This is a genomic window from Myxococcus llanfairpwllgwyngyllgogerychwyrndrobwllllantysiliogogogochensis (genome assembly GCF_006636215.1).
Lineage (GTDB): Bacteria > Myxococcota > Myxococcia > Myxococcales > Myxococcaceae > Myxococcus > Myxococcus llanfairpwllgwyngyllgogerychwyrndrobwllllantysiliogogogochensis.
In genome coordinates, this window is the sequence record NZ_VIFM01000098.1 from 13,269 (window position 1) to 37,138 (window position 23,870).

Below are 23,870 nucleotides of genomic sequence, written 5' to 3' on the forward strand. Positions count from 1 at the left end.
CGTGATAGCGTGCCGGCCCCGTTCCCCTGACACGACTTGCACCTCCCTACCCGTGGAGGCGTCCATGCACGAAGCGATCAAGCCCCCTCTTCCTCCTCTTCCCCACGCCGCCAGCGACGACGAGCCCGCTCCCGCGCCGCCGCACATGCCGGACGGGACCACCTACCCCGGCCTCGTCGTGCATCCGGGCCTGCGCCCGGGCATGCCGCGCAACGCGATGACGTCCGATCGGACGCCGTACTCAAAAGAGCCGCTGAAGGTGCTCGCCGGCAAGCTGCCGCCGGATCTGCATGGACATGTCTTCGTCGCGGGCCCCAGCGTCCATGCGGGCTCGCCCGCGCTGGCCTCGGATGGGCTGGTGCTGCGGCTCGACTTCGACGGCGCCGACGCGACCTTCAGCTCCGCCATCATGGAGACGCCGTCGTACTACGCGCGGGAACCGGTGAACGATGGAGCGACTTCTCGCGGCCCCATCACCCGTTACCTCAACGAGTTCCGTGAGACGACGCTCTCCGACGTGAGCATCGCGCTGGGCGCGCAGGAGGCCCCCAACACGGCGCCGTTCCTCGTGGAGGGTGAGAACATGTTGCTGGTGACCACGGACGCGGGGCGCCCGTGGGCCATCCACCCGATGACGCTCAAGGCGTACACGCCGCTCGGCTATCTGCGCGAGTGGAAGCCCGCCATCCCCACGCCCTGGGCCTTCCCGCTGCTCCAGAGCACCGCGCACCCCGCGTTCGCGCCCGAAGTGGCGGAGCCCATCTCTCCCCGGGAGACCGAGTCCCAGCAGAAGCCTCGCCTCTTCTTCACCAACCACGCCCCCAAGTGGCCGCTCGGCGAAGGCTGGACGCACCTGTCGAGCTGGGACACGTGGGAGAACCGGCTGCACCACTGGGCACTGATGGACGCGGCGACGGGCAATCCGGTGGTCGCCCAGTCGCTCCATCAAATCGCCGTCACGCGCGACTACGTCGTGTTGCTCGACAGCAACTTCCCCATCAACTTCTGGACCATCGCGGTGCAGGCGGCGCTGCCGGGGATGACGCGCGTGCAGCGACTGGTGGACAGATTCACCTCCGAGCGCGCGTACCCGCAGGCGGTGTTCTGGGTGGTGAAGCGCTCGGACCTGCGGCCCTCTCCCGGCACGCTGTCGCGGGACGACCCGCCAAGGATTCCGGCGCATCGCTTCCAGTCCGGCGGGGGTGGCCTGCACTTCGCGGCGCGCTACGAGAACCCGGACGACGTCATCACCCTGGTCGCGGGACACTCGCCGTCCGAGGACCTGTCCCACACCATCAAGGAAGGGGACCTGCTCATCAATGGCCGCCGGGCGGAGGCCTACCAGGAGGGCATGCCCACGGCGGTGCCGGTGACGCGCAGCTCGCTGGGGGTGCACCGCATCGACATGCGCAACCGGCGCATCGAGTCGCGCCTGCACTCGCACGACAACTTCACCTGGGGCCTCACCGTCTTCTCCAACGCGGGCCTCGTCAACGGAGAACTCGAGACGAACCTGCGGCTGTATCTGCGGCAGAAGTGGCGCTCGCCCACGTCCGACAACAGCGACGGGGCGGAGCCGAACTGGGTCATCCCGGATGACGAACTGGCCATCTACTTCAACTCGGATGGGTTCGCGGCGGACATGGTCCCCGAGTACGTCTACCAGCTCTACAAGCCCATCGTTGGAGACAAGAGCGGCCTGCCCATCCAGGAAGGCCGGGCCGCGAGCTTCTTCAAGTTCTACGTCAAGTCGGGTCGCTTCGACGGCTACGTGTTGCCCACGGGCTGGTTCGGCTTCGCGCCGCAGTTCGTGCCCAGCATCAAGCTGCCGAAGGTGCCGTACTGGAAGGGCTACGTCGTGGCGCTGGTGGTCTCCGACCCGACGCCGGACCTGCCTGCCGACTCCACGGGTGACGAGGTGTGGATCTTCGACTCGGAGAACATGAGCAAGGGGCCCATCTGCCGGCTGGGCAGCAAGTACTTCGACGTGGGCATGACGTTGCACACCACGTTCCTTCCGCCAGGGCTGGGGGAGATCCTCGACGGCCACGTGCCGGATAATGCGGGCCCGCAGTACTGCGTGGACGTTCGCGAGGACTACAACGTGGACGCGATGGAGAAGACGTACGCGGAGTGGCTCCCGGGACTGTTCCCCCGTGTCCCGCGCGTGCTCTTCACGCCGTGGAGGCTGGGAGTGAGGTGGGCGCTCAACTTCCCGAAGCTGCGCAAGGTGTTCGAGGAAGACGTGTTCCCGAACTTCCCGCGCCAGCGCCCGCGGTCGCCTCCGGGCGGGGGCGGCAAGAAGGACTGAGCGTCACTTCGCCGGGAGCATCCCGGAGTCCGCCATCTCGAAGTCTCCCTCGGGGGAGACGAGGACAGCTCCCCCGAAACAGGAGATGTAGAGGCGTCCGTCGGCGAGCCATCCAGAGCCCTGAGGAGCACCGGGGAGCTGTCGCCAGGGCTCCACGTCGAAGGTCTCGCCCTGGGCAAACACCCGGTACAGTCGACCCGTGTTCCCTCCGAGGTGGGCCAGTCCTGTCGCGACGATGATGTGCGGCCCCAGGCGATGGATGCCAACCACATGGGTGTAGAGGATGTGCGTTTCGGTGGCGTCGTCCCGCTGGTGAACGAGTTCGCCACCCCACTCTCCCCGACTGGCACCCAGCAGATATCCGTCCGAGACACGCAGGCCGCATTGGGGCCGCTGGTTTCGCTTCTTCACCCGAGAAGGATATTCGCCCATGTCGAACACCTCGGCGGAGTAGGTCCGTTGCGCGAGGAAGACCGCGGGGAGTTCATCCGGGCCCAGGTCGAGAAACGGACGGGAGGTGGCCGTCAGGGATGCGCCCGCATGCTCATGGGCGAAGAACACGGAGTTGGTCCTCCCCGCCGGATACTCTTCCTCGCCCCGGATGACCCGAACGGCCTGGCTGGCCGCCTCCTTCACGGGCGGATACCAATGCCTCGCCGCGATGCGCTCGAGCGACTCGATGGCTCGCTCCGCGTAGAGCAACCCGAGAGCGCGGGCCGAGGCATGGACACGGCGCCAGTCCGGGCCATCCTCGAGCTGCGCGATGAGCGCATCGGTGGCCTCCGCGTATTGGATGAGGCCGAGCGCGAGGGCCGCGGTGATCCTCATGTCCCAGCCTTCGCTGGCCAGATGCTCGACGAGGACACCCCCCGCGTGGCGCGCGTGCGGGCCAAGCTCCGCGAGATCCCGCACCGCGAAGTCATCGTACGGCCGCTGCGCCAGGCGCTCGATGAGTTCTTGAACCCTGGCGGAGTGAGCTCCATCGACCCAGGTACCGAAACCCCGGAGGAATGCACTCACTCGGCCTGACGGGGTTGAGCCCAAATCCATACCTCCCAGGGGAAAGCCTCTCGAAAACCTATCACCCCCGAGTTCCGCGCGAGCCCCGCGGCGTGGTGACTCCTCGCATCACTCCCGTGCCATGACGGTACGGGTGGCGTCCTCGAAGAGCGTGTCCGGCACGGAGGCCAGGACTTCATCACGGCGTCCCTCGACCCAGGCCCAGCGCGCGCCCAGCTTCGTCACCAGGCCCAGGGTTCCACCGCGAAGCCGTGCGATGAAGTGCCGCGCCTGACCCTTGCCGCCATCGAACCGCCACAGCACCGCGTCGAGTTCCGGCGGCGGAGTGTCCGTCGCGAGCAATGGAGCGATCGCGGCCTGGCACTCGAGCCGGAGGATGCGCGCGTCCAATTCCACGAGGAAGTCGTGCACGCTCAAGTCGCCGCGCGTCTCCGCCTCGCGCAGGTACTTCACCACCCGAGCCACCGCCGCGGTGAGGTGGACATACGTGTCCTTGCCCCGACACAGGGCCGCCGCCGCGCCCGCTGTGCGCCGGGCCACCGCGAGCGCTTCCGACTCCTTGGGCTCGGAGCGGGAGTCCGCGATGAGCCGGTGGTAGGCGCGGCCCGCGTGGCTGGTCAGTTGCTTCTGATGCCCGAGCGAGAGTGACTCCTGCGGCGTGAGGCGCGACGGCTTCGCGAGGAAGTCACGCACGTGGTCCAGCACGCGTCGTGCGACGGCCTCCTCGAACCGGTCAGCGAGGTGCGGCGCGACGAGCGAGGAGAACCACAGCCCCAGTTCCACCTGCCCCGCAGCCGGACAGACAGGGCGCGGCCCCCCAAGCGCCCACGGCCCGGCGGGCCGGTCCTCCGGGCTCGCGGCCTGGAGCGCCGCCTTCAGTATGATGTGACAGTGGGCCAACTCGTCGACCGCCGCCATGCACGCGCTCCTCCGTGGCCTGATTCTCGGGCACACGCGCCCCGCCCTCAATCTCCGCGTGAGCGCAGGGTGACGATGTGGGCTGCCCCGTCGCCATCGAGGTCCGAAGCAGACCCGGCCCCAGCACGAAGCTCACGCCTCCGTGCGGCGATACGGACTCACGCGCCGCCATCGAGACCTGAAGCCGCTCCGCCGCCTCGTCAGCACGAGGCTCACGCCTCCATGCGGCGATGCGGGCTCAGGCCTCCGCCATGACCGTGTCGACGATCTTCGCGGAGCACAACACCGCGGGCAGTCCCGCCCCCGGATGCGTCCCCGCACCCACGAGGTAGAGCCGGTCCACGTCCTCGCTCTTGGCCTGGGCTCGGAGGAACGTGGTCTGCATCAGCGTGGGCGCGAAGCTGAACGCCGCGCCCCGGAACGAGCGCAGGTCATCCCGGAAGTCCTCCGGCGTGAAGACCCGCGACGTCACCAACTCCTGCTCCAGTCCCGGCAACACCGTGCGCGACAGCCGGGCCGCCAGCTTGCGACGGAAAATCTCCGCCCTCGTCTTCCAGCTCGAGCCGTCTCCCAGGTGCGGCACCGGCGCCAACACGTAGAACGCATCGTGGTCCGGAGGAGCCAACCCCACATCCGTCGCCGTGGGGCGATGGAGGTACAGCAGCGGGTCCTCGGAAGGCAGCCCCGGCCCGGCCAGTCCGGAGAACATGCCCTTGAAGTCGCGTCCGAACAGCAGCGTGTGGTGCGCGACCTCTGGATACCGACGCCGCGTTCCGAAGTACCAGAGGAACACGCTCATCGAGTACCGCGCCTGCTGGATTCGCGTGTCCGTCCAGTGACTGCGCACGTGCCTGGGAAGCAGATAGCGATACGTCCACGCCGCGTCCGCATTGGACACCACGGCCTCGGCGGGAAGCCACGAACCATCCCCGAGCCGAACCCCCGTGGCCTTGCGCCCCTCCACCGTGATTTCCGACACCTCGCTGCCGTAGCGAACCTCGCCCCCCAGCGACTCCAGCAGGGACACCATTCCCCGCACCAACGCCCCCGTTCCTCCCACCGGAAAGAACGCACCCCAGCGCCGCTCCACGAACTGGATGGACGTGTACACCGCGCTCGCGGGCGAGAAGGGACTGCCACCGATGAGGAGCGGATGGAAGCTCAGCGCCTGCCGCAGTCGCTCGTCCTTCACGTGACGCGACACCAGCCCATACATGCTCCGGAAGGCTTCATCGCGCACCAATGCCGGAGTGAACGGCGCGAGGCTGAGCACGTGCGGTACCGGCGCACTCATCAGCGGGCCGATGCCCGCTTCGTACATCCGCTCGACACGGGCACTGAGCGACAGGTAGCCCGCCTCGTCTCCAGGCGAGATGCGTCGCACGGACTCCAGCATCGCCTCCTTGTCCGTGTGGTAGTCGAACGTGACGCCGTCCGGAAAACGCATGCGGTACAGCGGCGTCACCGGCTTGAGTTCCACGTGGTCCGCCAGCTTCCGTCCCGCCAGGGCCCACAGCTCCTCGAGCAGGTGCGGACAGGTGATGACAGTAGGGCCGGCATCGAAGGTGAACCCGTCCTGCTGGAAGGCATGGGCCCGACCACCAGGTCCATCCCTCCGCTCCAGGACGGTGACTCGCCAGCCTCGCGCGGCCAGTCGGACCGCGGCCGCCAGCCCTCCAAAACCACTTCCGATGACGAGAACGCGCCTGCCGTCCCGCCGCGTGTCGAGCTCCACCCTGGCCGAAGGTCTCATCACCGTGGAGGTTCCATGGCACACCCGGGCCGCGCGCTCCACTCCGGCGAGCAGGCAACCCTCCTGGTGAAGCGACCGGGCGCTGTTGCGAGCCTGGGGGTGCACAGCTAGCCTCCCCCATCCAAGGGGGGTGCCGCGCCCCTGCGCGCACGGGTTGAGCAATGATTGAGGTTCCTGGCTACCGCAGCGACAGAGCGCTCTCCTCCTCCGGCTCCTTCCAGCTCCTTCGCGCCACGCGCGCGGAAGATGGTGCCCGGGTCACCCTGAAGGTCGCGGAGCCCACTCGGCCCCCGTCCCTCACCAATCGTCTTCGTCACGAATTCGAGCTCACCCACACCCTCCGCCTCGACGGCGTCCTCCACCCTCTTTCCCTCGAAGAATCCCGCCCCGGCATGTCCGTGCTCGTGCTCGAGGGCTTTGGAGAGACGACCCTCGCCCAGCGACTCGCCGCGGGCCGCATGGAGGTCCGCGCCGGGTGCAGGATCGCCGTCGCCCTCGCTCGCGCCGTGGGCCAGCTCCACGCCGCCGGCATCCTGCACCGGGACCTGCAACCCGCCTCCGTGCTGCTGAGCGCGGACGGCTCGTCCGTGAAGCTGACGGGACTCACCCTGGCCACGCGCCGCGCGCGGGCCGAAGTGGCGCCTGTCGCCCCGGAGCGCTTGGAGGGCACGCTCGAATACCTGTCGCCCGAGGGCACGGGCCGCACCCACCGCAGCGTGGACTCGCGCAGCGACTTCTACTCGCTGGGCGTCATGCTGTTCGAGCTGTTCACCGGCCGTCGGCCCTTCGCGGACACCGATGCCCTGGGGCTCATCCACGCGCACGTGGCGCTCCCCCCGCCGGCGCCACAGGAGCTCGTGCCGGAGCTGCCTCGCCCCCTCTCGGCCCTCATCCTCAAGCTGCTCGCCAAGTCACCCGAGGACCGATACCAGAGCGCGTACGGACTGGTCGCCGACCTCCAGCGCTGCCTCGACGCGCTGGAGGAGACCACCGGCGCGGTGCCCGACTTCGAGCTGGGCACGAAGGACGTGCCCGAACGCTTCGCCGTGCCCGAGAAGCTCTATGGGCGCGAGACACAACAGGCCGAGCTGAAGGCCGCCTTTGATCGCGCGGCGTCAGGTCGCTCCGGCTTCGTGCTGCTCACGGGCGCGGCCGGCATGGGCAAGTCCGCGCTCACGGGCACGCTCAAGCGTCCCGTGTCGGCGAGACATGGCCTGTTCGTGCGGGGCAAGTACGACCAGCTCCTTCGGGACACGCCCTACAGCGGCGTCTTCGAGGCCTTCCGCGAGGTGGCCCGCAGCCTGCTTGGCGAGGAGCGACTGGAGGATTGGCGCGCGCGCTTGCTGGAGGCGTTGGGTGGCATGGGGCGGCTGGTGGTGGACGCGGTGCCGCGCCTGGCGCTGGTGCTGGGCGAGCAGCCTCCTGTCCCCGAGCTGGGCCCCGCGGAGTCGGAGCTCCGATTCCAGCTCGTGTTGCGCAAGCTGGTGGGGGTGCTCGCCACGAAGGAGCATCCGCTCGTCATCGTGCTCGACGACCTTCAATGGGCGGACAGCGCGAGCCTCCAGTTGCTGCGCCTGCTCCTGTCGGACCGGGGACTCAATCACCTGCTCGTCGTCGCGGCCTGTCGCTCCGAGGAGCTGGGGCCCGAGCATCCGGTGGAGGGACTCACGCAGGCCCTGCGCGATGCGGGCACGCCCGTGCAGCGCATCGACCTGGAGCCGCTGACACCCGCACAGCTCACCCGCCTCGTGGCCGATGTCTTCCCCGCGGCGGCGGGTCAGCCGGACACGCAACTGGACGCGGTGGTGCTCTCGTTGACGGAGGGCAATCCATTCTTCGCGGTGCAGCTCCTGCGCGCCTTCTACGAGCGCGGGCTCGTGCGCTTCGACGCTGAGGGCGGCGGGTTCCGGTGGGATGGTGGAGCGCTGCGCGGACAGGACTTCAGCGACGGCGTGGTGGCGCTGCTCACGGCGCGAATTCGAGAGCTGAGCCCGGGTGCTCAGGTCCTGTTGCCCGTGGCGGCGGCACTCGGCCATACCTTCACGCTGCGCAACCTCGCCGTCGTTCTGGAGCGCTCGCCGGAGCAGGCGGAAGAGGCCCTGGACGAAGTGCTCCAGGCGGGGCTGGTGGCACCGGTGGGCGAACGGCTCGCCGATACCGAGAGCAGCGACAGCTTCCAGTTCGCGCACGACCGCGTCCAGCAGGCAGCCCTGGAGCTGACGCCCGTCAGCGAGCATCCGGAGGTGCATGCGCGCATCGGCCGGCTGCTGCTGCGGCATACCCCTCCCGAGCTGATGGACGAGCAGCTCGCCGACATCGTCAGCCACTTCCACCTCGCCCTGCCCGTCTTGAAGGACGCGGAAGAGCGCAACCGCGTGGCGGAGCTGGACCTGCGCGCGGGGCGCGGCGCCAAGTCACGCGGTGCGTGGGCCGCGGCGCTGCGGCTCCTGACGACAGGTCGACAGCTCCTCGGAGACGAGGGCTGGAAGTGGAACCGCGTGCTCGCGTTCGACCTGCACGTCGAAGCGGCCGAGGCGGCGTACCTCGCTGCGGACTTCGAGCAGATGGAGCGGCTGGCCAGCACTGCGCTGGCCCACGCGGTGGACCGGCTCGAACAGGTGCGGGTGCATCTGGTGCGACTCCAGTGTCACTCGCACCGGGGTGAGCACGAGCGCGCGGTGGACCTGGGGCTGAAGGTCCTCGGGACGTTGGGGCAGCACCTGCCGGCGAAGCCCAAACAGGCGCATGTCCTGGCCGCCGTGGCGAAGACGAAGATGTACCTGGGGCTGCGCAAGCCCGAGGACCTGGAGTCGCTTCCGGAGCTGACGGACCCGCTGCTGCTCGCCACGCTGCGGGTGATGATGAAGCTGGCCACGGCCGCGTTCATGGCCCGGCCGCTGCTCTTCCCGCTCGTCGTGTTGCGCAACCTCCAGATTTCCATCCGTCATGGAGCGACGGGCACGGCGGCCTTCGGCTACGTGGGCTATGGCCTGATGCTCAGCGTCCACCTGGGCAATCCCGAGGAAGGATACCGCTACGGCCGGCTGGCATTGAAGACGTTGGACCGCTTCGGCGCGGAGAGCCTGCGGTCGATGGTCCACTTCGTCTTCAACCTCTTCATCCGGCACTGGAAGGAGCCGCTGTCGCCGTGCATCGACGACTTCTTCGCCGGGGCGAGCAAGGGCCAGGAGACAGGCGACATCGAGTACTTCGCGTACAACTCGAGCGCGGGCTGCGCCGTGTCGCTCATCGCACGGGATGGACTGGGAGAGCATGGCCCGCGCGTCGACCGCTTCATCGATGCCCTCGCCTCGCACCGGCACCAGAACGTGCCCTTCCTCCAGTACACGCGGCACACGCTCGACGTGCTCACGGGTGCCTTCACCGGGGACGTGGAGGCCCGGGAGCAGGACATCGTCGCCCCGTATCACCAGCTCGGTTATGCCAACGGCATCGCCACCTGCGACGTCATGCGCACCATGCGGCGCTGGTTGTGGGGTGATGCGAGCGGAGCGCTGGAGAGCGCGGCGGCGGTGGACGCGCGAGTGGAGCTCATCGCGGGGCAGATGTACCTGCCCTGGTACAAGTTCTTCCAGGGCCTGGCGCTCCTCCAGCTCCATCCCACGAAGGGACCGCTGGAGCGAATCCGCTCCTCGCGCGCCATCGACACCCTCCGCAAGCAGATGCGGGGCTGGGCCCGCATCGCCCCGATGAACTACGGCGCACGCGCGGAGCTGCTCGACGCGGAGCGCGCACGCGTGGACGGGCGCGCCGAGGAAGCAGCGGATGGCTATGACCGGGCCGTCCGGCTGGCCCGGGAGCACGGCTTGTCGCTCGACGAGGGCGTGGCCTGCGAGCGGGCCGCGCACTTCCACCTGTCCGTGGGTCGCGAGCGCGTGGCCCGTTCGTATCTGGAAGAGGCACGGAGCGCGTACCTGCGCTGGGGCGCACGGGCCCTCGTCTCGCGAATGGAACGAGAGCATCCGCGCCTGCTGACTTCTTCGGCTCCAGAGTTCCCTCGGACCGAGGAGTCCGGTGGCACTCCGCTGGCCGCGCTGGACCTGGAGTCGGTGCTCAAGACGGCGCGCGCGCTGTCCGGCGAAATCGTGTTGGACAAGCTGCTGCGCAAATTGATGACGCTGCTCATCGAGAACGCGGGCGCGCGGCGCGGCTTCCTCATCCTCAAGAAGCCCGCGGGCCTCTTCATCGAAGCGGAGGGCTCCGTGGATGGAGCCCGCGTACTGCAAGGGCAGGCCGTGCCGGTGGAGTCATCCACGGCGCTGCCGGCCTCCATCGTCCATTACGTCGTGCGCACCGGGGAGACGGTGCTCCTGGATGACGCGACGGCGGAGGAGCCCTTCTCCGAGGACCCGTACGTCCGCAGCGCGCGTCCGAAGTCCGTGCTGTGCAGCCCGCTGCTGAAGCAGGGCTCGCTCACGGGGGTGCTCTACCTGGAGAACGACGCGACGCGAGGCGCCTTCACCCCCGAGCGCCTGGAGGTGCTGCGCCTCTTGTCCTTCCAGGGCGCCATCTCCCTGGAGAACGCGGGCCTGTACGCGAGCCTGGAGGAGTACAGCCACACGCTGGAGCGGCGCGTGGATGAGCGCACCGCGGAGCTCCAGAGCAAGAACGTGGAGCTGGCGGGCACGCTCAGCCGCATCCAGGAGATGCAGCGCCAGTTGGTGGCACAGGAGAAGCTGGCGTCCCTGGGCTCACTCACCGCGGGCATCGCCCACGAGCTGCAGAACCCGCTCAACTTCGTGAACAACTTCTCGGAGCTGTCCGCGAAGCTGGCCGCCGAGCTGGACTCCACGCTGCGGGGCATGACGGACAAGTTCGACGCCACGACGGCGGAGGATGTGCTGGAGACGCTGGAGGACTTGAAGCAGAACTCGAAGCGCATCCAGTCCCACGGCCAGCGTGCGTCGGGAATCATCAAGACGATGCTGCGGCACTCGCGGCGCTCGGAGGGCTCGCGCAGCCGCGCGGACCTCAACATGTTGATTCGCGACAGCGTCAACCTGGCCGTGCAGGGACTGCGAGCCCGTCAGGGTGCGGCCACCGTGGAGACGGACACGGAGCTGGACGCCACCGTCGGCACCGTGGAGGTGGTGGCCGGCGACATCAGTCGCCTGTTCATCAACATCCTCGACAACGCCTTCTACGCCACGGTGCAGAAGCAGCGAAAGGCCGACGGGGGCTTCGTCCCTCGCGTCCAGGTCTCCACCCGCCGCCAGGGAGACCGCGTGGAGCTGCGCGTGCGCGACAACGGGCCGGGCATTCCGCTGGAGATTCGCGAGAAGCTGTTCGACCCGTTCTTCACCACCAAGCCCGCCGGCTCCGGCACGGGCCTGGGCCTGTCGCTCTGCCACGACATCGTCCAGGAGCATCAGGGCGAGATTCGGGTGGAGAGCGTCCTCGGCGAGTACGCGGAGTTCATCATCACCCTCCCCGCGCCCAAGGGCTCCACCGCCTGACGCCGGACATGAGAAGGCCCCTCGTTCCACACGGGAAGGAGGGGCCGGAACAGCAGAGAAGCAGCGCGGCGGCTAGGCCGTCTTCTTCTCCTTCTCCATGACGAGCTGGGGTGCCTCGTGACGGGTGATGACCGTCTCGGTGATCTTGCACTCCTTGACGCCCTCGCGGAACGGCACGTCGTACATGATCTCCAGCATCGCGTCCTCGAGGATGGCGCGCAGGCCACGCGCTCCGGAGTGACGGCGCATCGCCTCGCGAGCGATGGCGCGCAGCGCCTCCTTCGTGAAGGTCAGCTTCACCTTCTCCATCTCGAAGAGCTTCTGGTACTGCTTCACCAGCGCGTTCTTCGGCTGGGCGAGGATGGTGACCAGGTCCTCTTCCTTCAAATCATTCAGCGTGGCGATCATCGGCAGACGACCGATGAACTCGGGAATCATCCCGAACTTCATCAAATCTTCCGGCTCCGTCAGCGCCAGCAGCTCGCCCACGCTGCGGTCCTCGCGGTGCGAGATTCGCGCCCCGAAGCCCAGGCCCTTCTCGCCCACGCGGCGCTTGATGACGCCGTCGATGCCGTGGAACGCGCCGCCGCAGATGAACAGGATGTTCGTCGTGTCGACCTGCACGTACTCCTGCTGGTTGTACTTCTTGCCACCCCTCGGGGTGACATTGGCGCGCGTGCCCTCGATGATCTTCAAGAGCGCCTGCTGCACGCCTTCACCGCCCACGTCGCGGGTCGCGCTGGGCATGTCGCCCTTGCGCGCGATCTTGTCGATCTCGTCGATGTAGACGATGCCGCGCGCCGCCTTCTCCACGTCGTAGTCGGCGTTGTGGAGCAGGTTCTGGATGATGTTCTCCACGTCCTCACCCACGTAGCCGGCCTCGGTGAGGCTGGTGGCATCCGCGATGGTGAAGGGGACGTTGAGGAAGCGCGCCAGCGACTGCGCCAGCAGCGTCTTGCCGCTGCCCGTGGGGCCGATGAGCAGGATGTTGCTCTTGCTGAGCTCCACCTCCTCGCCCGACGGACTCTTCACGCCAGGGCGCGGTCGAGCCGAAGGCTTCTTCTGGTAGATTCGCTTGTAGTGGTTGTACACCGCTACGGCGAGTACCTTCTTGGCCTGGTCCTGCCCGATGACGTACTCATCGAGGAACGCCTTGATTTCCGAAGGCGTTGGCAGGCTGACCTGAGGCTTGCCTTCTTCACGCTCGTTCTCATCCGCGATGATGTCGTTGCAGAGCTTGATGCACTCATCGCAGATGTAGACCGTAGGTCCCGCAATCAGTTTGCGGACCTCGCGCTGCGATTTTCCGCAGAACGAGCAGGACAGGTTGACGTGGTGCTCCTTCTTCACTGCCGCCTCCGAGTTCGCCGACCCCGGTTCCCCCGGAGCCACTTCGCCGTCCACCGCTCCCCAACCCAAACGGCCTGCCCACGTCTCGAACAGCCGCCGGGCCCACCTACATGGGGGCCCATAACCACTATAGGGCCCTCCCCCCTGGGCAGGAAGCCCAACGGTGCGGGCCCGTTACGGAGCGTACAGCCTCCGCAACGGGTGAGCGTTCAGTAACAGTGGCTCAGGCGTCCGTCACGCCCGCGGCGAGCTCTTCCACGTCGTCCGCCAGGGCGGCTGCCCGCTCGGCAACAGCGTTCGGAATCTTGCGGCACCCCGCCAGCTCGCTGGCGAGCTTCCGAGCCATCGACGCCAGCTTGCGCACCTGGAGGCTCTCGGGCGGCGGCTCGGGCGGCGGACGGGGGAAGCGCTCGGTGAACTCCTTCTTCAGCTCCGTCGGAGACTTCTCCGGGCTCCAGATGCTGTCACGTAGGGATTTGTATTCAGTGGGTGACAACTGGCCCCGCTCCTCGGCGTCGGCCAGCACTTCGATGACCTCGAAGGCCGGAGCCTTTTCCGGGAACTCCTGAGCCCGCAGCTCCTCCTCGGGCTCGTGCTTGGCCAGGAAGCTGAAGGAACGGGTGAGCTTGAGGGCCGTCTGCTTCTTGATGTGCAGTTCCTTGAGGCAGTAGGCCTCGAAGGTGGGGTGGCCCCACTCCTCGAACTTCGCCTCGTCCCGGACCGTCACGAGCAACTTGCCCAGCTCGGCCCAGGTGGACTTGAAGCGCTTGGCGGCCATCAGCACGGTGTGACGGAACGTCCCCGGCGGCACGCTCAGCGCTTTCTTCGCGATTTCGGTCTCGGCAACGGATGCGGCGGACATGGCCCCGGTATGCGGCATGCCCGCGAGGTGGGCAAGAAAGTGGCCCTACCCCCGCTTGCCGATATTGAACGACAGGCCCACCGTCGCCCGCTCTCCGTCGTAGGCCCGGAACGGCCACTTCTGCAGCTCCGTGAAGAGGCAGTCGTAGAGTGGGCCCTTCTTGAACTGGGGGTTGTCCACCCACAGCTTGTTGACCTTGCCGTCGTTGCCGATGACGAACTCCAGGGGGATTTTCGTGGCCAGCCCGGGACTGCGCTCGGCCTCCTCCTTGAAGCACTTGAAGAGCGTGGACTTGTTGCCCGCGACGATGCGGTTGATGGCGGACTGGTCGAACTGCTGCGCCACCTCCATGCCCTCCGCGTCCGTGTTCACGCTCCCCGAGGGACGCGGCGGCTTGCGGTCCTCCGTGCGTGACGCGGAGGCCACCGCCGTGGGCTTGCCCGTGCCGTTCGCGGGTTTCGCCGTGCCTGTCTCCCCGGGTTTGGTCGGCCGGGCGGAGCCTTGCGTGGGGTAATCGAAGAGTTCCTCGTTGTCCTGACGCGCTTGCGCCACGCGGATGACGGGAGCCTCCATCTCGATGCCCTCGAACTCGTCCTCTCCGAACCAGCCGTGCACCGCGGCGTTGCGCGCCAGGAGCAGGCCCGCGCTGCCCAGCACCAGCGCCAGCGCACCCGCGACGCCGCCGAGCACCATCACCCGCTTGCGGTTCTTCTCCCGCTCCACGAGGACGGCCGCGTCCACGCGCACCCGTGCCTCGGAGAGCGCCACGTGCACCTTGAAGGGCTCCACATCTTTAATGGGGTGGAAGTCCCTCTCACCGGCCAGGGCCAGGGGGGAATCGGGCGTCAACTCGCCCGTCTTGAGCTTCTCCACGATCTGGGAGCCACTCACCGGTCCAAGGACCAGGTCTCCATGTCGGAAGAGCCACTGCCCATCCACGTCCGCCGCGAGTTCTTGTCCAGCTGCCATTTCGCGCGCGATTATCCCGTGTTACCCCGCGCCCTCGCAACGCCGTGCTTACTTCGACCTCCAAGCGGATTCCCGTCGCACTGTGGATCTGGTACCGCGGCGGAAACTTCCGCGGGTTCCAGCGCCAGCCGGAAGGCCCCACCGTCCAGGAGGCCCTGGAGGGGGCCCTGCGCTCGGTGGGGGTCCCCGCGACGGTGATGCCCTCGGGGCGGACGGACCGGGGCGTCCATGCGCGAATGCAGGTGGTCAGCGTCCGGCTGGAGGCGGGAGACTCACCCGAGTCGCTCGCCCAGCGAGTGCCCCCGCACCTGCCCGCGGGGCTCGGGCTGTGCCTGGTGCGCCGGCCCGGCTCCTTCCATGCCCAGTGGAGCGCGAGCGGCAAGGAGTATCGATATCGACTGTGGCTGGGCGGCGGAGCGCCGTCGCCGGAGTGGGCGCCCTACTCGCTCGACGTGGCGGGCGAAGCGGGGCTCCAGGGACGAGGCGCGACGGTGACACCCGAGCGGGTGGCGGAGCTGCTCGCCATGGCGGCGGGCACGAGGGACTTCATCGCCTTCCATGAGAAGTCCAGCCCCCGCAAGCCGCGCACGCTGGAGTCCGCCACCCTGCACGAGCGGGGCGGTGGCCTTTACGAGGTGAGGCTGACCGGGGACGGCTTTGCTCGCTACCAGGTGCGCTACGTGGTGGGTGGCGCGCTGAAGGTTGCGGCGGGGCTGCTGCCAGAAGAGGCGTGGCTCGCGGCCCTGGAGACGGGGGCGGCCATGGAGGGCTTCAAGGCGCCCGCTCACGGCCTGATGCTCTGGGAGGTCCGCTACCCTCCTGGAGTGGATCCCTTCACCGCCCCGGAGCGTCTCCACCCTCCAGGGCTGCCGCTGGAGCCACCCTTCCTACCCGGGTGACACGCGGCGGATCCTCGCGCTGATCAGTCGACGAGGCGCTCTTCGTACTTCGCCAGCAGATCCGAGATGGCCTCTCGGAGGTATTCGCTCTGACGGATGCGGGTGGTGCGCGACAGCTCCTTCAGAGCATCGAGCTTCTCGCGGTTCAGCCGGAAGACCACCGAAGTGAGACGGGGATTCATGTCCAAGTGCGCAACCTCCTACAGATGCGCACACCATCTCACAGACCTATTTGATCGCAAGATTTTCACTCGGATCCGCCTACCGGGAAGATCCACTGCAGCCCGGTGAAGCCCTCGGCATCGGCGCGCAGTCCGGATCCGAACCCGAGCGTGAGCCCAAGTCCCCCGTACACCGCGAACCGCTCCGAGAAGGTGTGTCGCAGGCCCAACGCTACGCGAGGCCCCACCCACGGCCCAGAAAACGGATGCACGACGGCGCCGAGATCCACGAAGGACTGCCAGGACTCGTCCCCGAAGACGCTCCGGAAGCCCCCCACCAGCGAGAGATCCGGCTCCCGGAGGCTGCCGCGGATCAGCACGAAGACCTCGTCCCCGTCGTAACCCACCGTGAAGCTGGCCCCCACGTCGAGCAGCGCGTCCAGCCCCTTCACCACCTCGGCATCCCCGCTGTCGATCAACTCCGTATAGGAGGCGCCCGGGCCGAGGATCAGCGAGAAGGCACTGCGGTCCCGGTACGGAGAGTCCACGTACTCGGCGGCCCGTGCGCCCCTCGGCGGGAGCGCCATGATCAGCAGCGCCACGACCCTCTGAGGATTCGTCAGCACCGAGGACCGTCTCGACGTCACTGTGCGCTCGCGAGGCATCTTGCGACCGCGTGTTCTACCAGCCTCCAGGGCACGCGCGGACTCATCCCGGGGCACTCCCCGTCGTTTGACGCGATCACCCCGTACTCCTACGGTTCATCGCTCCAGTGGAGACCATGAAAATGAAGAAGTTGAACCTGAGCGCATTGCTTCTCACCCTGCTCGTCGCGGCCTGCGGCGGGTCGTCCGGGACGGGCCTGGACGACGTGCCCGAGTCCGAGGGCGTCATCCAGGTGCCGTTGATCACCACGGGGACGGGTGGCCAGACGTTCCGCCTGGTCGGGGCAACGTTCGACATCACCGGGCCGAAGAACCACACCATCACCGACACGTCCGCGGACACAGTGGCCGTGCAGCTTCCGGCGGGTGGGTACACCATCCAACTCCAGGGCGAGTGGCACATCGAGCGTGTCGGCGCACCGGGTCAGTCGATTCCCGCGACGCTCATCTCCCCCAACCCCCTGTCCTTCACGGTCGCCGAGGGAGAAGCGCGCACGGTGCGCTTCCTCTTCAAGACGCCCGCCGAGGGCACCACGGACGTGGGCTTCAGCGTGGACACGGGTGGCTGGCTCGCGGGCACCCTGGACTTCACGAACTCGCCGCACGTCCCCGAGTCGGAGTTCTATGTTCTGGGGGGAAAGACGGTGCCATTTGCCATCAGTTTCGAATCCGCCCAGGTGCGACAGGACAACGACTCCTCGTTTGGCTCGCATCTGGTGGTGACGACCAGCCCTGTATCGGTCCAGTTCGGAGGGGCCTACTCCTCCCTCCTGAATGAGCGCGTCGCGAGGGCGCTGTCGGGCAAGGAACTCAACTTCCTCGTCACTTCGGGAGGCCCCACCGGTGGACTCCGGGTACGAAACCTCGCCATCAGGGCCCTCGGGGCGGAGCCGCTCGATTTCCTGATGTTCGATAGCGCGATCTTCCCAGGATACACCGACGCCATGGGCTTCCCCCTGCCAGGCATCTACCAGGTAGAGGGCCTCGTGACGCTCGGCAACCGCTTCGGAGAGCAGATCCCGGGCACCCTGCGCGCCACACTGTCTCCCAAGTAATCCCTCAGCTCACGACCGGCAGTGCGAAGCCCGTGGCCCCCTGGGTCGCGGGCTTCGTCACGCCAGCGGCCTCGTTCAGGCGGCCGGAGCGGAACGGCTCCAGATCCAACGCCACGAACTTGAACCCCAGCGCCAGGAACGCGGTGTTGATCCGCTGGCGCACGTCCGCGACGAGGAACCGCTCGTACTCCTCGGCGGCCACTTCCAGGCGCGCCACGTCGCTGTGGTAGCGCACGCGGAACTGCCGGAAGCCCAGCTTGCGCAGCTCCGACTCGGCCGCGGCGATCTGCAGCAGCCTGTCCCGCGTCACCGCCGTGCCATACGGAATCCGCGACGCCAGGCACGCCATCTGTGGCTTGTCCCACGTGGGCAGCCCCAGGAACTGGCTCCAGGCGCGAATCTCCTCCTTCGTCAGCCCGGCCTCCGCCAGCGGAGAGCGCACCGCGTGCTCACGGGCCGCCTTGTGCCCCGGCCGATGATCCTTGAAGTCGTCCGCGTTGAAGCCGTCCACCACCACCGCCAGCCCCAGCTCCTTCCGCTGGACCTCGCAGATGTCGTACAGCTCCGTCTTGCAGAAGTAGCAGCGGTTGGTGGGGTTGGCCGCGTACTGCGGATTGGCCAGCTCGTTGCTGCCCAGGACGACGTGCCGGGCCCCCATCTTCTCCGCCAGCTCCCGCGCCTCCTGCGCCTCCTCGGGGGCCACCGAGGCGGACAGCGCCGTGAGCGCCAGGGCTCGCTCGCCCAGCTCCTCCACGGCCACCTTCAGGACGAAGGTCGAATCCACGCCTCCCGAAAAGGCCACCAGCGCACTTCCATGGGCGCGCAGCGCGGCGCGCATGGCCTCCAGCTTGGGACGCGACGACTCACACAGGGCCTGGATTCGCTCGGGGCTCAGCATGGGGGACTCCTAAAACGAAAGGGCCCCGGATTGCACGCGCATCGCGCGGCAACCTGGAGCCCTTGACTTGAAGTGGAACGAGGGCCGTGTCCGGCCCCCCTCTTCAGCGGGACTTGCCCTTCGCGGGCTTCTTCCCCGCGGGAGCCGGCTTCGCGACGCGGGCAGCGCGCGTGGCGGGACGCGACTTCGCGCCCTTGTCCGCCTTGTCGGCCTTGGCCGGCTTCACCTTGGCGGCCACCTTCGGCTCCTCCGCCCGACGGGCCTTGGCACCGCCGCCCTTCTCGGGCTTCTCGGCCTTCTCCGCCCTCTCGCCCTTGGCCGGCAGCGGGTTGGCCTTCATCTTCTTGCCGGTGATGATCTTCAGCTCCTCGGTGGTCATGTAGCCGAGGTCCAGCAGCGACTGGAAGATCTTCGCGGCGCCGTCCTCCACCGACTCCACGTCGGAGTGGATGGTGACTTCCGGCGAGTTGGGCGGCTCGTACGGCTCGGTGATGCCGATGAAGTTGGGGATCTCCCCGTTGAGCGCCTTCTTGTAGCGCCCCGTGCTGTCGCGCTCGATGAGCTTCTCGGTGGGGCAGTCGACGTAGACCTCCACGTAGCGACCGATGGCGCGGCGGTTCTCCTCACGCTTCCCCTTGTAGGGGCTCACGCAGGGCACCAGGGCGGCGACACCATTGCGCGTCAGGACGTTCGCCACGAAGCCGAGACGACCGGCGATCGTGTTGCGCTCATCCTTCGAATCACCCAACCCCGCCCACAGCTCGTCGGCGAGCTCCCCCTCGTCGAGGATCTCCACGTTGCGGCCGACCTGACGGAGCCGCGCCGCGATGTAAGCGGCAGTGGTGCTCTTACCGGTCCCGGACATGCCGGTCAGCCAGAGGGTGAATCCAGTGTTGGAGGCCATAAGGGTTTTCAACTCCCTGCGTCCGGAGCGCTTCTTGCACGCCGCGGTGGACGCCGCAGATCCAGAAGATGGACGTGGTTATAGACGAAAACCCACTCACTTGACAATTCAGGCGCACCTTTCCGCAGGTAGGGGTAACAGGCGGTCAAGTGCTTGCGCATACTGGGCTTTTTCGTTCTTGCAATGGTCTTTTCAGACCCGTCACGTCTGAAAATCTCCATCCCTCCACACGTACTCGGACACCCAGGAGACACAGCCTCGGTGTACGGATGCGATGAGATAGGAAACTCCCGGTAGGAGCGGATGCCCGGCGGGGGCGGCCAGGGAGCGGTCCTCGCTCGAAAAAGTGGGAGGCCCGTCTACATGGGAGTGGAACACACTGACGACCTGCTCTCCCCGTGTTTCCGCCTGGACGCACACCGCCAGCCACTCTTCGGCGGCGAAGGCATAGGCGTGTACCGGGCGCGGGGACGCGTTGCGCAGGGGGCACACCCGCCAGGAGCCATCCCCGGGAGCGTGGAGGATCACTCCGCAGCCCTCCAGCGGGTAGCACGACTCCAGGTGCTGGATGACTTCGCGACGGACCGCCTCCGGCCAGCGCGGATCCGACCAGGGCATCACGGCGAAGAAGGCTCGGCTCGCGAGGCACACCTCGAGCACTGGCGCACGTCCATCTCCTCCAGCCCTCCCGGGGGCACCAGCCAGCGGCCGCCCAGGGACGGCTCCAGGCCCAGCCGGAGACGTTGGAACACCATGGCCCCCAGCGTCCCGAGCGCCACGCCCAGCGCGCCATCCGGTGGCGGCCCCAGGTGCCGCACCGTTTCTCCGAAGCACCAGACACAGCCCTTCGCGCCCCGGAACACCACGCCGGCCCGAGCGCCATCGCCGCAGAGCGCCACCCAAGGGGCATCCCCGCTCCACGCCGTGGGCAGTTCCGCCAGCAGTCCGCCGCCACGCTCCGGATTCGCCGCGTCCGGGTTGAGCGCCGCCACCTCACGGGCCAGCGTCGCCGCCACGGGCTGACCCACGTCCGTCGCCGACATGAGGAAGCCTGGAGCCCACGGCCCCAGCGTCAGCGAGCCCACCCCGGCCACGGGTGATCCTCCTCCCGCCAGATACGCCGCCGCCGTCATCCCCGAAGCGCCCGTGGCGTCCACGCGCGCGCCGCCGGACAGGAGCGCTTCCTGGCCTCGACCGCCCACCTCGCGCAGGAGGATCTGCCGCGAGTAACGGAGGATCTGATCTTCACGCAGGGCCATGCGACGTCACCCTCCCGCCATCGCCGGGATGAGGGTGAGCCGATCCGCGTCCTTCACCGGTGTGTCCAATTCGCGCAGGGCGCGGATGTCCTCCTCATTGAGGAAGACGTTGACGTAGCGACGGACGGCGCCGCGCTCGTCCAGCAGTCGCGAGCCGATGCCGGGGTAGCGAGCGTCCAAATCCGTCAGCACCTCGCGCACGGTGGCGCCAGAGGCACTGACCTCTGCCTGATTGCGCGTCAGCGCCCGCATCGTCGAGGGAATCCGAATCGTCGCCATGGCTCACTCACCTTCCCTGCTTGCGGAGCACCAATCGGTGCGTTCCATCGTCGCGCGACTCGAGGGAGACGACTTCATGCCCCTCCTCGCGCGCGCTGCGGGGAATGTTCTTCAGCGGCTCGGTGCCCCGGAGCAACACTTCCAGCAACGCGCCCGACTCCAGCGCCTCCAGGCGCAGCTTGGTGCGCACGTAGGTCATCGGGCAGACCTCGCGAGTGATGTCCAGCGTCGCCGTCACCTCGCTCATGGCCGTGTCTCCGCGCACCGACGAGCAGAGCGCTGTACCTGGAGAACATCGAGGACGCCCGACATCACCGTCGCCTCGCTCATGGCCGTGCCTCCGCCCTCAGCGCGCGCATGCCGTGCCCTCCTCGGGGAACGTCGGAACAGCGGTGATGCGGCAGCCTGGACAGTCCTCGGCCCGCTCGACGCGCGTACGCCGTCCCAGCAGCGTGTTCCCATCCAGCACGTGCAGCGTGGCCTCACCTGGCACACGGCGCGAGGCGCCGGCCAGCAACTCCAGCACCAGCAGCGCCTGCACCGAACCCACCAGCCCCGCGAGCGAGCCGAGCACTCCCGCCTGCGCGCACGTGGGTACCGAATCCGGTGGAGGCGGCGATTCATAGAGGCAGCGCAGACAGGGCCCCTGGGGCTCCACCCGCATCGCCTGCCCCTGCATCCGCAGCACGCCTCCGTAGACGAGCGGGACGCCCGTGAGCACCGCCACGTCAGAGAGGAAGAACTTCGTCCCCACGCCATCGGTGGCATCAATGACGGCGTCATGCGCGCGGAACAGTCCCTCCACATTGTCCGCGTCCACGCGCTCCGGAAGCACGTCCGTCGTCAGCGCGGGGAAGGCCCGCATGAGCCCCGCCGCCGCGGACTCCGCCTTGTTGCGCCCCACGTCCTGCGCGCGGTGCCAGAGCTGCCGGGGCAGATTCGTCACGTCGACCCGGTCCGGGTCCGCCAGCGTCAGGTGGCCGACACCGGCCTGGGCCAGCGCCAGCGAGGCCGGGCAGCCAAGCCCGCCTGCTCCCACGACGAGCACCCGCGAGCGCTCGATGCGGGAGGCGTGGGGAATCCGGGGATGGTGGTGCTCTTCTGGGCCGTGCATCGATTGCTGCTCCGCGAGGGCGGATGCGAATAACGTGCGGGACCCTGCGTCGCACCTGTCAACAGTTGGGCGCAGGCGCCCTTTCCACAGCCAGGACATATGAGAAACCTGACCGGCGTGCTCGTCTTTTCCACCACCCTGCTGCTCGTCCACGGTTGCCACAAGAACACCGGCGAGGCCCAGGGCCCCGCGGACGCATCGCTGCCGGCGGCTGACGCCCAGGGCTCGAGCGAAGCGGCGAAGTTCCCCTCCGACAGTGGCCAGGCGCTCCAGGAGGCCGCGCCCATCGGCTCCGAGAAGGCGACCGCCGACTCCGGCACGCTCGCGTCCGGCACGCCCGACGCGGCCACGCCTCCCCAGCGCACCCTCAAGGAGACCGGCACCCCCGAGGCCCACCGGGCCGAGCTCGAGTCCTGCGTGGACCGCTGGCTCAAGAAGCACAAGCTGGACGAGTACGGCAACGCCGAGGGCACCATGTACGCGGGCGGCACGCCCCTCTTCGACGAGCGCACCGGCGAGTCCACGGACCGGCTGACCTACGTGTTCAACCACAAGCCCGAGGCCCGCAAGGTCTGCATGCAGCCCTCATCCCCCCGGTGACAACGCCGTCTCGCATGCCTCCCCGCCCGCCGGGGAGGTGGGCGAAGTACCCCAGGGATTCCCGCACACCCGGCGGCTCTCGTAAGCTGCCACCCAATGAATTCGAATCTCGCCCTCGGCGAGGAGACCCCGGCCAATGACCTCCGCGCGCGAGTGCGCGAGGTCCTCCTGCGCCGCAAGCTGACGGACAGCGTCTCCACGGAGCAGGCCACCGCGTCCTGGGAACAGGACCGGTTCGTCGCCCGGGCCCGCGCCCTCTTCTATGCGCGAATGATGTTCCTCACGCTGGGATTGCTCATCCTGGCGGTGCCCACCTGGAGCGGCTACTTCGGTCTCACCGGAGCCTTCTCCTTCCTGGGCTACTTCACGATGCTGCTCTACAGCGTCGCGAACCTGCTCGTCATCGACCACCCGAAGGCCGGCCGCTGGGTGACGTACACCACGCTGTGCCTGGACCTGGTCATCCTCGTGGTGCTCATCGCCAAGCCCGTGGTGGGAGGTGGCCTCCAGAGCCCCCTGCTGGCCACGCAGCTGCTCTTCACCACCCTCTTCTCCATCCTCTACCCCAAGCCGCTTGCCATCCTGCCGCCACTGCTGGCGCTGCCGATCACCACGCGCCTGGACCTGCTCCTCAACCGCTCCGTGACGGCGGTGGAGCTGCTCACGCTGCTCTGGTACCTGGCGCTCAACTTCATCATCGTCTACGTGCTCGTGTACCTGAACGAGCGCGAGGCCGCCGCGCACCGCGAGGTCGTGGCCCTCCAGGGAGACCTCAAGGAGCTGGCCGTGGTGGAGGAGCGCAACCGGCTGGCGCGCGAGATTCACGACGGCCTGGGCGCCTCGCTCTCGTCGATGATCATCCAGGCGGAGTACATCCTGAACCTCGCGCGCGAGGACGGGCTGCGCTCGGAGATTCGCGAGCTGAAGGCCACCGCCGAGGAGTCCATCGACGAGCTGCGCCGCAGCCTCCAGATGATGCGCGAGGACTTCGAGCTGTCGCAGGGCCTGGAGGACTACGCCAAGACGTTCCAGGAGCGCACGGGCCTGTCCATCCAGTTCGAGCGCACGGGCCCGCAGCGCAAGCTGTCTCCCGACACGCAGCTCGCCCTCTTCCGCATCCTCCAGGAGTGCCTCTCCAACGCGGTGAAACACGCCGAGGCGAAGCTCGTACAGGTGAAGCTCGACTACGCCGAGGAGCACGTGCACCTCATCGTCCACGACAACGGCAAGGGCTTCGACCCGCAGCGCACCCCGCGCGGACACTACGGCCTGCTGAACATGCGCGAGCGCGCCATGAAGCTCGGCGGCCAGCTCATCGTGGATTCGTCACCGGGCTCGGGCGCCCAGGTGGCCTTCTCCCTCCCCAGCCCCCCGAC

At 68.1% G+C, this 23,870-nt stretch carries 21 protein-coding genes; 6 read left to right on the forward strand and 15 right to left on the reverse strand.

Going from position 1 to position 23,870, the window contains the following annotated elements; all coding sequences use genetic code 11:
* Positions 1–64: 64 nt before the first annotated feature.
* Entirely contained in the window at positions 65–2,311 is a 2,247-nt protein-coding gene (locus FJV41_RS23540; RefSeq protein WP_141644780.1) for a carotenoid oxygenase family protein, read from the forward strand.
* A 3-nt stretch (positions 2,312–2,314) separates the two neighbouring features.
* Here the strand turns inward: FJV41_RS23540 and FJV41_RS23545 are convergent, their stop codons facing one another.
* From FJV41_RS23545 to crtI, 3 genes are all read right to left on the reverse strand, one after another.
* The gene (locus FJV41_RS23545) at positions 2,315–3,361 is read right to left on the reverse strand and encodes a HEAT repeat domain-containing protein (protein WP_141644781.1); all 1,047 of its coding nucleotides are present in this window, start codon (positions 3,359–3,361) and stop codon (positions 2,315–2,317) included.
* Between the two features lie 78 nt (positions 3,362–3,439).
* Positions 3,440–4,249: a hypothetical protein gene (locus FJV41_RS23550; RefSeq protein ID WP_141644782.1), complete on the reverse strand. Its 810-nt coding sequence runs from the start codon at positions 4,247–4,249 to the stop codon at positions 3,440–3,442.
* A gap of 238 nt (positions 4,250–4,487) precedes the next feature.
* Positions 4,488–6,002: a phytoene desaturase family protein gene (gene crtI / locus FJV41_RS23555; RefSeq protein ID WP_141644799.1), complete on the reverse strand. Its 1,515-nt coding sequence runs from the start codon at positions 6,000–6,002 to the stop codon at positions 4,488–4,490.
* Between the two features lie 161 nt (positions 6,003–6,163).
* On the opposite strand from crtI, the gene FJV41_RS23560 reads away from it, so the two are divergent.
* On the forward strand, positions 6,164–11,479 hold the full coding sequence (locus FJV41_RS23560) for a trifunctional serine/threonine-protein kinase/ATP-binding protein/sensor histidine kinase (protein WP_141644783.1): 5,316 nt from the start codon (positions 6,164–6,166) through the stop codon (positions 11,477–11,479).
* Between the two features lie 72 nt (positions 11,480–11,551).
* On the opposite strand, the gene clpX is transcribed toward FJV41_RS23560, so the two are convergent.
* From clpX to FJV41_RS23575, 3 genes are all read right to left on the reverse strand, one after another.
* Positions 11,552–12,829 (reverse strand): ATP-dependent Clp protease ATP-binding subunit ClpX, encoded by a 1,278-nt coding sequence (gene clpX / locus FJV41_RS23565; protein ID WP_141644784.1) that lies wholly within the window; start codon positions 12,827–12,829, stop codon positions 11,552–11,554.
* Between the two features lie 223 nt (positions 12,830–13,052).
* Positions 13,053–13,709 carry a hypothetical protein gene (locus tag FJV41_RS23570; RefSeq protein WP_141644785.1) on the reverse strand — a complete coding sequence of 219 codons (657 nt, stop codon included), beginning with the start codon at positions 13,707–13,709 and terminating at the stop codon, positions 13,053–13,055.
* A gap of 27 nt (positions 13,710–13,736) precedes the next feature.
* Complete coding sequence (locus FJV41_RS23575) at positions 13,737–14,660, reverse strand: AgmX/PglI C-terminal domain-containing protein (RefSeq protein WP_141644786.1); 924 nt, start codon at positions 14,658–14,660, stop codon at positions 13,737–13,739.
* A 44-nt stretch (positions 14,661–14,704) separates the two neighbouring features.
* On the opposite strand from FJV41_RS23575, the gene FJV41_RS23580 reads away from it, so the two are divergent.
* A complete protein-coding gene (locus FJV41_RS23580) occupies positions 14,705–15,559 on the forward strand; it encodes a tRNA pseudouridine synthase A (protein WP_141644787.1) in 855 nt (284 codons plus the stop codon).
* 23 nt (positions 15,560–15,582) lie between these two features.
* Here FJV41_RS23580 and FJV41_RS23585 read toward each other — a convergent pair whose 3' ends face one another.
* Positions 15,583–15,747, reverse strand: a complete 165-nt coding sequence (locus FJV41_RS23585; protein WP_141644788.1) for a ribbon-helix-helix domain-containing protein — start codon at positions 15,745–15,747, stop codon at positions 15,583–15,585.
* A 59-nt stretch (positions 15,748–15,806) separates the two neighbouring features.
* The gene (locus FJV41_RS23590; protein ID WP_306440899.1) at positions 15,807–16,346 is read right to left on the reverse strand and encodes a hypothetical protein; all 540 of its coding nucleotides are present in this window, start codon (positions 16,344–16,346) and stop codon (positions 15,807–15,809) included.
* Positions 16,347–16,507: 161 nt separating this feature from the next.
* On the opposite strand from FJV41_RS23590, the gene FJV41_RS23595 reads away from it, so the two are divergent.
* Positions 16,508–17,440 carry a hypothetical protein gene (locus tag FJV41_RS23595; protein WP_141644790.1) on the forward strand — a complete coding sequence of 311 codons (933 nt, stop codon included), beginning with the start codon at positions 16,508–16,510 and terminating at the stop codon, positions 17,438–17,440.
* A gap of 4 nt (positions 17,441–17,444) precedes the next feature.
* On the opposite strand, the gene larE is transcribed toward FJV41_RS23595, so the two are convergent.
* The 7 genes from larE to FJV41_RS23630 all read right to left on the reverse strand — a co-directional run bounded on the left by larE (position 17,445) and on the right by FJV41_RS23630 (position 21,894).
* On the reverse strand, positions 17,445–18,338 hold the full coding sequence (gene larE, locus FJV41_RS23600; RefSeq protein ID WP_141644791.1) for an ATP-dependent sacrificial sulfur transferase LarE: 894 nt from the start codon (positions 18,336–18,338) through the stop codon (positions 17,445–17,447).
* A gap of 103 nt (positions 18,339–18,441) precedes the next feature.
* Complete coding sequence (gene cysC, locus FJV41_RS23605; RefSeq protein ID WP_141644792.1) at positions 18,442–19,242, reverse strand: adenylyl-sulfate kinase; 801 nt, start codon at positions 19,240–19,242, stop codon at positions 18,442–18,444.
* 201 nt (positions 19,243–19,443) lie between these two features.
* Positions 19,444–19,860, reverse strand: a complete 417-nt coding sequence (locus FJV41_RS23610) for a M67 family metallopeptidase (RefSeq protein ID WP_141644793.1) — start codon at positions 19,858–19,860, stop codon at positions 19,444–19,446.
* Complete coding sequence (locus FJV41_RS23615; protein WP_141644794.1) at positions 19,860–20,501, reverse strand: ThiF family adenylyltransferase; 642 nt, start codon at positions 20,499–20,501, stop codon at positions 19,860–19,862. The genes FJV41_RS23610 and FJV41_RS23615 overlap by 1 nt, the downstream gene beginning before the upstream one ends.
* Positions 20,502–20,507: 6 nt before the next feature.
* The gene (locus tag FJV41_RS23620) at positions 20,508–20,780 is read right to left on the reverse strand and encodes a MoaD/ThiS family protein (protein ID WP_141644795.1); all 273 of its coding nucleotides are present in this window, start codon (positions 20,778–20,780) and stop codon (positions 20,508–20,510) included.
* Positions 20,781–20,787: 7 nt separating this feature from the next.
* On the reverse strand, positions 20,788–21,027 hold the full coding sequence (locus FJV41_RS23625) for a sulfurtransferase TusA family protein (RefSeq protein ID WP_141644796.1): 240 nt from the start codon (positions 21,025–21,027) through the stop codon (positions 20,788–20,790).
* A gap of 99 nt (positions 21,028–21,126) precedes the next feature.
* Positions 21,127–21,894, reverse strand: a complete 768-nt coding sequence (locus FJV41_RS23630) for a HesA/MoeB/ThiF family protein (protein WP_141644797.1) — start codon at positions 21,892–21,894, stop codon at positions 21,127–21,129.
* A 99-nt stretch (positions 21,895–21,993) separates the two neighbouring features.
* Between FJV41_RS23630 and FJV41_RS23635 the strand changes: the two genes are divergently transcribed.
* Both FJV41_RS23635 and FJV41_RS23640 read left to right on the forward strand, forming a co-directional pair.
* A complete protein-coding gene (locus FJV41_RS23635; RefSeq protein ID WP_181790871.1) occupies positions 21,994–22,494 on the forward strand; it encodes a hypothetical protein in 501 nt (166 codons plus the stop codon).
* Positions 22,495–22,590: 96 nt separating this feature from the next.
* Positions 22,591–23,870: sensor histidine kinase (locus FJV41_RS23640; protein WP_141644798.1), on the forward strand; the 1,280-nt coding region annotated here is incomplete at its 3' end.